This is a genomic window from Frischella perrara, from assembly GCF_000807275.1.
In the GTDB taxonomy this organism is placed as follows: domain Bacteria; phylum Pseudomonadota; class Gammaproteobacteria; order Enterobacterales; family Orbaceae; genus Frischella; species Frischella perrara.
This window is the reverse complement of the sequence record NZ_CP009056.1, coordinates 2493408-2506034: the sequence shown is the minus strand read 5'-3', so window position 1 is coordinate 2506034 and position 12627 is coordinate 2493408. Positions and strand designations below refer to the sequence as shown.

8 protein-coding genes and 1 pseudogene are annotated in these 12627 nt (G+C 35.2%); 2 read left to right on the top strand and 7 right to left on the bottom strand.

The window, feature by feature from the left end; translation table 11 throughout:
• The first annotated feature begins 10 nt into the window (after positions 1-10).
• Entirely contained in the window at positions 11-1216 is a 1206-nt protein-coding gene (gene tet(B) / locus FPB0191_RS10835) for a tetracycline efflux MFS transporter Tet(B) (protein ID WP_001089072.1), read from the top strand.
• Positions 1217-1328: 112 nt separating this feature from the next.
• Here the strand turns inward: tet(B) and tetC are convergent, their stop codons facing one another.
• Positions 1329-1922 (bottom strand): tetracyline resistance-associated transcriptional repressor TetC, encoded by a 594-nt coding sequence (tetC, locus tag FPB0191_RS10830; protein WP_000428546.1) that lies wholly within the window; start codon positions 1920-1922, stop codon positions 1329-1331.
• A gap of 87 nt (positions 1923-2009) precedes the next feature.
• Here tetC and FPB0191_RS10825 point away from each other — a divergent pair.
• A pseudogene (locus FPB0191_RS10825) lies at positions 2010-2405 on the top strand (helix-turn-helix domain-containing protein); the annotation flags it as partial.
• Positions 2406-2435: 30 nt separating this feature from the next.
• On the opposite strand, the gene FPB0191_RS10820 reads toward FPB0191_RS10825, so the two are convergent.
• From FPB0191_RS10820 to FPB0191_RS11835, 6 genes are all read right to left on the bottom strand, one after another.
• Positions 2436-3644: an IS4-like element ISVsa5 family transposase gene (locus FPB0191_RS10820; RefSeq protein WP_001339197.1), complete on the bottom strand. Its 1209-nt coding sequence runs from the start codon at positions 3642-3644 to the stop codon at positions 2436-2438.
• 69 nt (positions 3645-3713) lie between these two features.
• The gene (locus FPB0191_RS10815; RefSeq protein WP_082018316.1) at positions 3714-6638 is read right to left on the bottom strand and encodes a type I restriction endonuclease subunit R; all 2925 of its coding nucleotides are present in this window, start codon (positions 6636-6638) and stop codon (positions 3714-3716) included.
• Between the two features lie 13 nt (positions 6639-6651).
• Entirely contained in the window at positions 6652-7824 is a 1173-nt protein-coding gene (locus tag FPB0191_RS10810) for a restriction endonuclease subunit S (RefSeq protein WP_039106047.1), read from the bottom strand.
• Positions 7821-10400, bottom strand: a complete 2580-nt coding sequence (locus FPB0191_RS10805) for a type I restriction-modification system subunit M (protein WP_039106044.1) — start codon at positions 10398-10400, stop codon at positions 7821-7823. Before FPB0191_RS10805 ends, FPB0191_RS10810 begins: the two co-directional genes overlap by 4 nt.
• A 320-nt stretch (positions 10401-10720) precedes the next feature.
• On the bottom strand, positions 10721-11176 hold the full coding sequence (locus tag FPB0191_RS10800; protein WP_039106042.1) for an STY0301 family protein: 456 nt from the start codon (positions 11174-11176) through the stop codon (positions 10721-10723).
• Between the two features lie 331 nt (positions 11177-11507).
• Positions 11508-12620: an EVE domain-containing protein gene (locus tag FPB0191_RS11835; protein WP_052236954.1), complete on the bottom strand. Its 1113-nt coding sequence runs from the start codon at positions 12618-12620 to the stop codon at positions 11508-11510.
• Positions 12621-12627: the final 7 nt, after the last annotated feature.

The following is a 12627-nucleotide window of genomic DNA, read 5'->3' as shown; positions in this document are numbered from 1 at the left end:
GAAAAGTTAAATGAATAGTTCGACAAAGATCGCATTGGTAATTACGTTACTCGATGCCATGGGGATTGGCCTTATCATGCCAGTCTTGCCAACGTTATTACGTGAATTTATTGCTTCGGAAGATATCGCTAACCACTTTGGCGTATTGCTTGCACTTTATGCGTTAATGCAGGTTATCTTTGCTCCTTGGCTTGGAAAAATGTCTGACCGATTTGGTCGGCGCCCAGTGCTGTTGTTGTCATTAATAGGCGCATCGCTGGATTACTTATTGCTGGCTTTTTCAAGTGCGCTTTGGATGCTGTATTTAGGCCGTTTGCTTTCAGGGATCACAGGAGCTACTGGGGCTGTCGCGGCATCGGTCATTGCCGATACCACCTCAGCTTCTCAACGCGTGAAGTGGTTCGGTTGGTTAGGGGCAAGTTTTGGGCTTGGTTTAATAGCGGGGCCTATTATTGGTGGTTTTGCAGGAGAGATTTCACCGCATAGTCCCTTTTTTATCGCTGCGTTGCTAAATATTGTCACTTTCCTTGTGGTTATGTTTTGGTTCCGTGAAACCAAAAATACACGTGATAATACAGATACCGAAGTAGGGGTTGAGACGCAATCGAATTCGGTATACATCACTTTATTTAAAACGATGCCCATTTTGTTGATTATTTATTTTTCAGCGCAATTGATAGGCCAAATTCCCGCAACGGTGTGGGTGCTATTTACCGAAAATCGTTTTGGATGGAATAGCATGATGGTTGGCTTTTCATTAGCGGGTCTTGGTCTTTTACACTCAGTATTCCAAGCCTTTGTGGCAGGAAGAATAGCCACTAAATGGGGCGAAAAAACGGCAGTACTGCTCGGATTTATTGCAGATAGTAGTGCATTTGCCTTTTTAGCGTTTATATCTGAAGGTTGGTTAGTTTTCCCTGTTTTAATTTTATTGGCTGGTGGTGGGATCGCTTTACCTGCATTACAGGGAGTGATGTCTATCCAAACAAAGAGTCATCAGCAAGGTGCTTTACAGGGATTATTGGTGAGCCTTACCAATGCAACCGGTGTTATTGGCCCATTACTGTTTGCTGTTATTTATAATCATTCACTACCAATTTGGGATGGCTGGATTTGGATTATTGGTTTAGCGTTTTACTGTATTATTATCCTGCTATCGATGACCTTCATGTTAACCCCTCAAGCTCAGGGGAGTAAACAGGAGACAAGTGCTTAGTTATTTCGTCACCAAATGATGTTATTCCGCGAAATATAATGACCCTCTTGATAACCCAAGAGGGCATTTTTTACGATAAAGAAGATTTAGCTTCAAATAAAACCTATCTATTTTATTTATCTTTCAAGCTCAATAAAAAGCCGCGGTAAATAGCAATAAATTGGCCTTTTTTATCGGCAAGCTCTTTTAGGTTTTTCGCATGTATTGCGATATGCATAAACCAGCCATTGAGTAAGTTTTTAAGCACATCATCATCATAAGCTTTAAGTTGGTTCTCTTGGATCAATTTGCTGACAATGGCGTTTACCTTACCAGTAATGTATTCAAGGCTAATTTTTTCAAGTTCATTCCAACCAATGATAGGCATCACTTCTTGGATAGGGATAAGGTTTTTATTATTATCAATAATATAATCAAGATAATGTTCAAATATACTTTCTAAGGCAGACCAACCATTTGTTAAATCAGTTTTTGTTGTGATGTAGGCATCAATCATAATTAATTGCTGCTTATAACAGGCACTGAGTAATTGTTTTTTATTTTTAAAGTGATGATAAAAGGCACCTTTGGTCACCAACGCTTTTCCCGAGATCTCATCTATTGAAACAGCTTGATAGCCTTTTTCAACAAACAATATTCGTGCTGAGTTAACCAGTGATTGATAGGTACTCTTAAAATTTTCTTGTTGATGATTTTTATTTTCCATGATAGATTTAAAATAACATACCGTCAGTATGTTTATGGTATCATGATGATGTGGTCGTGACAATCTTAAGAACATTTAGGTTATTTTATGTATATTGAACAGCATTCTCGCTATCAAAATAAAGCTAATAACATCCAATTAAGATATGATGATAAGCAGTTTCATACAACGGTTATCAAAGATGTTCTATTATGGATTGAACATAATTTAGATCAGTCTTTACTGCTTGATGATGTGGCGAATAAAGCGGGTTATACCAAGTGGTATTTTCAGCGGCTGTTCAAAAAAGTAACAGGGGTCACACTGGCTAGCTATATTCGTGCTCGTCGTTTGACGAAAGCGGCTGTTGAGTTGAGGTTGACGAAAAAAACTATCCTTGAGATCGCATTAAAATATCAATTTGATTCCCAACAATCTTTTACACGTCGATTTAAGTACATTTTTAAGGTTACACCAAGTTATTATCGGCGTAATAAATTATGGGAATTGGAGGCAATGCACTGAGAGATCCCCTCATAATTTCCCCAAAGCGTAACCATGTGTGAATAAATTTTGAGCTAGTAGGGTTGCAGCCACGAGTAAGTCTTCCCTTGTTATTGTGTAGCCAGAATGCCGCAAAACTTCCATGCCTAAGCGAACTGTTGAGAGTACGTTTCGATTTCTGACTGTGTTAGCCTGGAAGTGCTTGTCCCAACCTTGTTTCTGAGCATGAACGCCCGCAAGCCAACATGTTAGTTGAAGCATCAGGGCGATTAGCAGCATGATATCAAAACGCTCTGAGCTGCTCGTTCGGCTATGGCGTAGGCCTAGTCCGTAGGCAGGACTTTTCAAGTCTCGGAAGGTTTCTTCAATCTGCATTCGCTTCGAATAGATATTAACAAGTTGTTTGGGTGTTCGAATTTCAACAGGTAAGTTAGTTGCTAGAACCCATGGCTCCTTTGCCGACGCTGAGTAGATTTTAGGTGACGGGTGGTGACAATGAGTCCGTGTCGAGCGCTGATTTTTTCGGCCTTTAGAGCGAGATTTATACAATAGAATTTGGCATGAGATTGGATTGCTTTTAGTCAGCCTCTTATAGCCTAAAGTCTTTGAGTGACTAGATGACATATCATGTAAGTTGCTGATAGGTTTCCAGTTTTCCGCTCCTAGGTCTGCATATTGTACTTTTCCTCTTACTCGACTTAACCAGTACCAACCCAGCTTCTCAACGGATTTATACCATGGCACTTTAAAGCCAGCATCACTGACAATGAGCGGTGTGGTGTTACTCGGTAGAATGCTCGCAAGGTCGGCTAGAAATTGGTCATGAGCTTTCTTTGAACATTGCTCTGAAAGCGGGAACGCTTTCTCATAAAGAGTAACAGAACGACCGTGTAGTGCGACTGAAGCTCGCAATACCATAAGTCGTTTTTGCTCACGAATATCAGACCAGTCAACAAGTACAATGGGCATCGTATTGCCCGAACAGATAAAGCTAGCATGCCAACGGTATACAGCGAGTCGCTCTTTGTGGAGGTGACGATTACCTAACAATCGGTCGATTCGTTTGATGTTATGTTTTGTTCTCGCTTTGGTTGGCAGGTTACGGCCAAGTTCGGTAAGAGTGAGAGTTTTACAGTCAAGTAATGCGTGGCAAGCCAACGTTAAGCTGTTGAGTCGTTTTAAGTGTAATTCGGGGCAGAATTGGTAAAGAGAGTCGTGTAAAATATCGAGTTCGCACATCTTGTTGTCTGATTATTGATTTTTCGCGAAACCATTTGATCATATGACAAGATGTGTATCCACCTTAACTTAATGATTTTTACCAAAATCATTAGGGGATTCATCAGTATTAAGTCCCCATTTTTTAGCAAATTCACTGACCAGAATAATGATTTTATCTGCTTTCCATTTGTTAAATGCTTCATCAAAATGCGTTTGATTAGAAAGCTTACCGGTTATTAGTTCCGTATCAACAAACTCTTTTAGTATTTCTGCTTGCTGATTTTCCCCCATATTACTCAATTCTTGAATTTGTTCATAAATAATACGTAAAGTTTCATTATCAACCGTCTGGATGCCAGAAGCATTAGATACTTTTTCGCCAATCAGGTTTAATATATGTGCCGCATCAATTATTTGTGTTCCAGCTAACTTAGTTTTGCCAATTAAAGCGGGTATAACTATTGGGGCTAATGGTGTATTAGATTTTTGAGCTAAGTTTTTATAGGCGCCAACATAATTTAACCAAGTATTTTCTGTCATACCAAAAGCAATATCATCCCATTTAAATTCATAATATTGTTGAACGGTATTAAGTTGATCAGAAGCAACTTTGAAAGCGACTATAAATGCATTTAACTTTTTAATATTTCGCAATAAACTCTGCCAATCTGTTGGATCGGGTAAAGTCAACGTGAGCTCTGCAAAATCATTTGCCAATTTCTCTACCGCAACTTGATAAGTGTCCACAATAGCTTTGCTAGTTTTACCGCCACTGCCATATAATTCTAATGCTCGGTTAACTATCTCTTCAGTAATTCTTGGTAACTGAAAATTGATAATTGTGCCAAATTCTTTACTTGAGTTAAATACACGATTAGTACGTGAATAAGCTTGAATTAATCCTTGTAGTTCTAATGCTCGATCTACATAGAGGGTATTTAATCGTTTTGAGTCGTAACCGGTTAATAGTTGATCTGCCACAATCACTAAATCAATATTTTTAGCATTGCGACCACTTCCTCCCAAAGTTGCTCTCTCGACAATGTCTTCAAAATAAGCTTTTTCACCATGTTTTTTATCGCCAGCAATAAACTTAATTTCGGTAAATTGTGCATAATCCGCAAACATGGTTTTAATTACTTCGGGAGCAACATTATTTGGATCATTTTCATTACCAAAGCTAAATGTCATTGCTATATTGATTTTTTGCTGATTATCTTCTAGTTGTTTTTTAAATTCATTATAGTAAGCAATCACCCGTTCTTTATAGGCAACAGTTAAAATAGCATTAAATTGCTGTTGTTGTGATTGAGTTTGCCAATTAGCAATAATTTCTTCAACAACGCGGGGAATATGAGTTTTATCATGATATGCCAAAATATCTTTTTTTACCGCTTGCTTTTCGACTTCTAACTCGCTCCAGCCTTGTACCAAGCGAGCAATATCTCGGTCGGACATATCTGGTTTTTCTATTTTTATCCTTTCAATGAGTTTTTCACGGAGATCATCATAACTTTTAAATTCCCCAGTGTTAATATAATCGACATGGAAACCGAGCACATTACCATCTGCAATAGCTTCATCTATAGTATATTGATGAAGTTTTGGACCAAATAGTTTTTCAGTGGTATTAATCAATTCACTTTTTTCATTAATTTTGCCTTTGATCTTATTTTCATCAAATAAAGGGGTACCTGTGAAACCAAAAAATAACCCATTGTTTTTAAAGTAACTTATTATATTACCCATCATTTGCCCCATTGTGGTTCGATGGGCTTCGTCGACAATAAAAATTATTTTTTTATTAGTAAGAGCATTATCTTTAGATTCTTCTAGCTCTTTAATTAAACTATTTAATTTGAATGTGGTGGTTACTACAATACCGTTTTTGGCTGATTTAAGATGTTTATGTAATTGGGCGGTATATTTGGTATCATCAACCGAAACGGGTTCATAAGCGGCATAATTATTAAATTTGATTATTGTGTGCCTATCTAATTCACGTCGATCCACTAAAAAAACCACTTTATCAAATCCTGCTCGGGTAGATAAAAATAGTGCAGTTTTAAAACTAGTAATGGTTTTACCTGAGCCGGTAGTATGCCAAACAAACCCACCATGAGGTTTTTTCTCAGGGGTATCTGCTCCAAATGCGGCTTTTTCAACAGCTTGTAAAGCACATACTTGATAAGGACGCATTAACATATGGCGACGGTTTTCTTCTTCTTTTGCTTCATCGATTACCAAATAATCACCGACCATTTGATGTGCCATTGGTATCACTAAAAATTTTTCCGCTACCTTTTGCCAGTGGTTAATTGGCTTATTAAACTCGTCCGCCCAATGGAAAACAAACTTCGGATTAAAATCAGCAATAGTTTTCGGTGTAGCAAAATAGCGCGTTTCGATCTCGGATGTGATTACCATCATCTGCGAAAAAGCCATAAAGTTATTGCAATATTCACCCTCGCGATAATAACGCTTAAATTGCTCAAATGCTTCGTCTAAATTTTTGTCCGAACGTTTTTGTTCAATATTGATAAGTGGTAATCCATTGATTAATAAAATTATATCAAAACGATTACCGTTTGGGGTGTGTACTTCGCGGGCAATGTGATAACTAGAATCTCCACCTCGGACTTCTGCTTTTTTAAAAATAGTTAAGGTAATTTGTTTGCGTGTAATGTTAGGATGATCGTCGCGGTAGATGCCATCAATTTTACCTTTTGACTCTTCCATGGCTAAAATTTTGGCAGCTTCATAGCTATTATTAATTTGTTGTACTTTTGCCATTACTTGCTTGAATTCATTATCACTTAGTTCAATACCTTCAAGCTGGTCAGCATTAAGACGATTAAGTTCTTGGCGCCAATGATTAGTTAAATCATTAACTGTAACTTTTTGTTTATTACCATCTAAATAGTCAGGCGCATGCCATTTATTTTTTTCTAGTTCTCTAACAAATTTTTCTTGGAAAACTTTTTCTGACGCATCTTTACTCACCTGACTCATAACCTAACTCCTTTTACACAAACATTTCATTTAAATAAGCTTGTTTTATTTTTTTTAATTTTTCTAATTTACGTTGTTCTAGGGCGATTTTTTGGTCTAATAATTTAAAGAAATTTCCTATTTTGGTTTGTTCTTTAATATGAGGTATTGTTATCCGAAATTCTTCTGTAAATGTTTTTATCACATGAGGTATATTTGGTGTTCTATAATTATTAAAAATATTCTGCTGATTTTTCTTTAAAAATTGATACAAAAACTGTCCTGATTCTTTGGGTTTATAGGCTTTTAAAGTTGAACCTAAAGCTCCTTCAAATTCATGATATACTGTCCCTGCAAGAGAGCCATCCCATAAAATTAAAACATCATTTAACGTAACATCTTTAGAGGCATTAACATAGTTTATTTCTCCACCATTTAAGTAATTTGCATCAAGGTATATATTTTTGTTACCAAGCATAGTTGCTTTTGTTTTTCCCTTTAATTCTCTTTCTATGACATCTTTTAACTTAGTGTGCATCCAATTATCTTTCATCCCTTTAAATCTAAGTTTAGGTTTGGATTCATCATCTTTGGGAAACATTTCAGCTAGGTAAGCCGATTTTAGGGTTTTTGTTTTGTCTAGCTTTTTTTGCTGTGTTTGAATAAGAGTATCGAGTTTTTTAAAGAATTCGCCTATTTGGGTTTGTTCCTCATTGTGAGGTAATTCAACATTGTGATTTTTAACAATATCGGAGTTTAAATTCAATTGGCTTCCTGGTTGACCATATTTTTTCCATTTAACCCCATACATATCTAAATATTGAAACATGAATTCAATATCAGATTTAAGATTTTGAAAAATCAAAAAACCATCATGTACACCTGTTTTGACATAATTTATTACTGGTTTTCCTACAGTGGCCGCAATACTTAATAGCAAATGTGGCTCATTTAATACACGCGTTTTCTCTTGTCCTGCTTTCGATAAGCGTTGTTTTATATGATAAATACGTCCATTTTGCTCTGTAACGTCCGAAATACGTAACCAACCGATTTCTGAATTACTATCAAACCATTTTTTATCTTGAATTGGTCGCGGGCTTGCACCTCTAACAATATCAGATATTTCACCTAGATTTGTAACATCCCAGCTAAGATCAAACTTTTTGAAACGCCGTTTAGGCACTAATTTTTTAGTCTTACTCATTCGGTTACCACCAATTCTTGCATCATGGCTTGTAGCTCATCTTCAAGTTGCTTTATTTCATCATCAATTGAAGTTAAGGTATCTTGATAACGTTCGTTTAACATTTGTAAGATTTTTAATTCAGCCTTTATCGGTTTTTCAATCAGTTCACTCAATAATGTGGTTGTATTGGCAAACCATTTTTTATACATTAGGGAATCGATTTCTTGATCGGTTAAATTTATAATCCGTTCTTGTATTTCATCTTTTAGTGCTAATTCAACTGCTTTTACTTTTTTGCTTAAAGAGGCTTTTTCACTGATCAATTTATCGGCTTTTTTAAGTAATTTATATTGCTCACTGTCTTTTGGCGTATTTTTTAGCTCTTCTTTTAGTTTTTTATTATCAAACGCATCAAGTGGTTCATCGTCATCATTCTTTTTCAATGATTCGTAAAGTGCTTCGTACTCAGCGCTATCTTCTTCCTTACTGGCTTCAATTAGTTCGCTAAGCTCACCTTCAAGCATTTGAATTTGATTTTTATTATGTTCAATTTTTGCTAATTCTTCGGCATAAAGTTCAGTGGCAATTAATTCATTTGGTACAATGCTACCAATAAAACCATCTTGTACTTCACGTTTTTTATCTCCAGTACCTTTAGTTATCATATTAGGTACTCGGCTACGGCCGGCGGTGTAAAAATCACTTAAAGCTATAATTTCACTATCATGAAGTAGTGCATTCTGCCAGATTTCGGCAATAATCTGGTAGCCATCATAAATATCAATATGATTGAAATTCGTTAATAGCGTTTTAATTTCCGCTAACATCGCTTCCATTAAATCATGAATTTTATCTTGATCATTGATAGTAATAATTTGAGGCCAATATTTATTAATGTATGCTTGTGCTTGCTGGGCTAATTTAGCGGATAGATTGACTAGCCGCGGATCATTTAAAATCTTGTCACTTAATTCAGCAATTTCACAATTTAATTTAACATAGTTAGGTCGTAACGGTTGTAAGGCTGCCTGTAATAGATCGGGGGTTATAGACTGTATCACTGTTAAATTATTAATATTATGTTGTGGAATCCCACCAAGTAAATGACCATCAACATCATGAGCAATTTCATTATCAATCGTTTCGATATAACGAGGAATATTGAGATTATATTCATTTTCAATAATCTCTTGGCGGTCAGCTAAATGGCTATACCCTTTTTCTTCACTACGATTTACATAAGTATCAACAATTTTGGCAATATCTTTTTCTTGAAGAACATTTTGCTTACCAACTTTAATAAATTGGTTTGATGCATCAATAATTAAAATCGGTTCACCTAGTTGCCGATTTTTCTTTAATACCAATATAACAACAGGGATACCCGTATTGGTGAATAAGTTGCTTGGTAGACCAATAACAGTATCAATATAATTTTTCTCAAGTAGTCGTTTGCGGATTTCCCCTTCTGCTGCACCTCGGAATAGAACACCGTGCGGCAATACAATGGTCATTGTACCTGTTTGCCCAAGGTGGAATAGTCCATGTAATAAAAAAGCAAAATCACCTTTTGAATCAGGGGGTAATACACCGGCCACAACGAAACGTGGATCACTTACTTTCAGTCCCGCTCGATTCCAATTTTTGGCAGAGTAGGGAGGGTTCATTACCACGGCATCAAATAGTACGCCTTCATTCGGACGAGATGGATCTTCTGGCCAGTCATGGGATAATGTATCACCATTTTTGATGGTCATTTTATTTGGTTTAACTTCATGCAGTAATAAATTCATACGAGCAAGATTATAGGTAGCTGTATTTTTTTCTTGACCATAATAGGTGAGTGCTTCTTGTATTTCTCTAGTTAAATGTTTTTTTACTGTTAGTAGTAGAGAACCAGAACCAACGGTTGGATCATAAATAGAGCGAATATTAGATGTTTTAGCTGCTATTTGTGCCATAATTTCGCTAACTTGGCGAGGCGTATAGAACTCGCCAGCTTTTTTGCCTGACTCCATAGCAAACTGACCAATTAGATATTCGTATGCATCCCCGAGTACGTCACCTTTCTGTAATGCGATCATATCTAGATCAGCAAATAATAAAATCAGGGCTTTAATATTTTTGCTTCGTTCATTTAAATTGCTACCCAGTGCTGTATCAGTAAGATCTAATGTGGAGCCAGAAAATAGGTTTTTAAAATCATCGGCATCTGGTGATGCGGAAATTGAACGTTCGAAATAGTTTAAACTGTCGATTACTTTTTGGACTTCAAAATCACCATTATTAATATCTTTTATCCATTTTTGGTAAAGATATTGTGGTAATACATAATAACCAAGTAGTTTTTGGAAAGATGCTTCAAGTAGATCGCCGTTACTTCTCATTGCATCTTCAAAAGCAGTAATTAAATCTGATTCACTTATTTCATCTTTGGTATACATGCCTTTGAATGTGGCTAATGTTTTATCACTTAAAAACTTATAAAACATCAAACCTAACATATAATCTTTATATCGACTAGCATCCATTGATCCACGAAGTTCATTGGCACCATCCCATAATCTATTTTTTATCTCTTCCGACGTTATCACTGCTTACTACCTCTTCAATCGATTTTTGGCATTAAAAATTAATAAATAATTGTTGCCATAACGTTATGTTATATTTTTAGCTAGGTTAAGTTATAAAGCATTGTTAATAATCAGTTACTTAATGAAAGGTTTTTCAATTTTAGTGTTATAAAAAGTAATTTATGTTTTTTAATAATTTTAGAATTTATAATAAAGATTTATTCTGCATAAATCATACTTAACCTTATTTTGGTACTTACATCGGTTCTCTTATGAAATAAGATCATCCATAACATCTTTAGTTGAAAAATATGAAGTTTTCCGTTGTGTAATCAAGAAAACTATTCAATCATTTCTAATTCTTCTGTGCTGCAAACAAGTTTAAATTGTGGATATCCAAATTCATTTTTAGATTCAATACTCCAACAGCTTTCCATGGAAGGGTCAATTTTTTTTATTAAGTAGATTCCAGAATAAGAGCAACTAACATAACTATCTTTCTTATCATAGATCGAACCAAGCGTCCATGTGGATTCATATCTATTGCCGTTAATGATTCCTGGCTCTGGCTTTAAAATACCTAAATAGATAGGTTTATCATAATAAACGTCCATACCATCAAGAAAATGAATGAGGTTTTTTTTGTAAGACATTTCCCATCCGTCAGGCATGTCTTTAATTTCCGGTTCGTTGTATTTAACTTCGATTTCAGACGGACAAACAATTTCATATGCACTGGCTGTGCTAATCATACCTAAACAAATAAAAGCGATGATACTTGCGATTTTATTTTTCATTATCTCAATCCTTATCACACGTCTGTAATACTATTTTATACACTAAACAATTATGCCTGTACTTTATGCGAAATCAAGTATGATATGTTAATTATGGTCTAATAAGTTATTTATAATTTGATGTATTTAGAATATTGAATAGAGAATATTGAAGTTGATAACCATTTGATTATATTTATTATGTTTTGCAGGTAACCGAGTGATTTGTTTTTACTCGGTTTTATTATGGGAGTGTTAGGGGGGATTAGTTGTAGTTAATTTTAGATGTTTTTCATTGGCGGTGTTCCTAAATTTTATCCGGTTAATAAACCGTTAAAACGTATTATCTTTTCTATAAAATATTACTTTGAAGCAATTCTGCATAATCATCAAGCACCGCATCCGTCATTCGATCTAAATGTTTTTGTTTACTGAGTTCTTTCAAATTACTATAAGAAATATAGCTACAACTTTCAGATAAAGGACCTTTTTCTAAAAGAGAAAATACAGGTCTTTGAATTTCTTGGAATACCTTTTCTTGACGATTATCAGGGGCAACAATGTGCAAATTAATATTCATATTTGGTTGAAGTGCAAGTAAATCGGCCATTCGTAATAAACCTGAATAAACGGATGTTGTATGTTCAACTTCAAATGCCCGAACAATTGATCGTCCTTTTAACCAAATAACATCAATTTGCTCAATGGTACTTAATGTTGTTTCATCGTAATTAAGAGGTAATCTATCTAACAAAGTATCTATTCCTTTTTTCCATTTTTTGAGAACGCGACTACGATCAGATTTAGGTAACCAAACTTTAAGTCCCATACACGCACCTATTTCGGCAAGTAAAGCTTGCATTTTTATTGATTCACGAACATCTTGATTTGGTTGATTGTCCTCTAAACTATCATCATTTTCAGGAACAGAAACTTCTATAATTTTGTCGGTACGATTAACGGTATGAATTTTTAATTTCTTTTGCTCGGTTTCACTTAAAGGGTAAGAGGTGATGGTATTATTAGACTGCTTTAACAGAATAGTTTTTAGCAATTTACCATCTTTTTCATTAAATTTATTTAAACTGTTACGTAATAAACCTGTCCAAGCATTACTATTTTTATCGTGTGATTTTGTAAAAGAGAGATTTTGCCAAATTTCATCAATATGAATTGGGATTGTCGTTGATAATGGTAACCAAATTTTAACTCGAACGTGAAAACGTACTATATAAGGATCATCTTTATCTAAAAAGATAGGCGAGCTATCTTGGTATGGACCATCTGCAATTTCAAGTAGCCCACACCATCTAGATAAACGTGTAATATAACAAATTAAAATATCTCTAGGCTTGAGTTTCTTTGCTAAACTTTCTTGCCGAATTAGAAAACCTGCTATAGTTTTATCTGAATGGGTAAACGCTTGGTACGTTTCTGGTGAAAATATGTTGGTATAGTAAGCCATAAATTCG

What these genes read in the sequence shown, in the direction of transcription:
- FPB0191_RS10800 (WP_039106042.1), bottom strand. Translation starts at nt 11,176, where the DNA reads ATGAAAAATAAAATCGCAAGTATCATCGCTTTTATTTGTTTAGGTATG.
- FPB0191_RS10810 (WP_039106047.1), bottom strand. Translation starts at nt 7,824, where the DNA reads ATGAGTAAGACTAAAAAATTAGTGCCTAAACGGCGTTTCAAAAAGTTT.
- FPB0191_RS11835 (WP_052236954.1), bottom strand. Translation starts at nt 12,620, where the DNA reads ATGGCTTACTATACCAACATATTTTCACCAGAAACGTACCAAGCGTTT.
- FPB0191_RS10820 (WP_001339197.1), bottom strand. Translation starts at nt 3,644, where the DNA reads ATGTGCGAACTCGATATTTTACACGACTCTCTTTACCAATTCTGCCCC.
- FPB0191_RS10815 (WP_082018316.1), bottom strand. Translation starts at nt 6,638, where the DNA reads ATGAGTCAGGTGAGTAAAGATGCGTCAGAAAAAGTTTTCCAAGAAAAA.
- tetC (WP_000428546.1), bottom strand. Translation starts at nt 1,922, where the DNA reads ATGGAAAATAAAAATCATCAACAAGAAAATTTTAAGAGTACCTATCAA.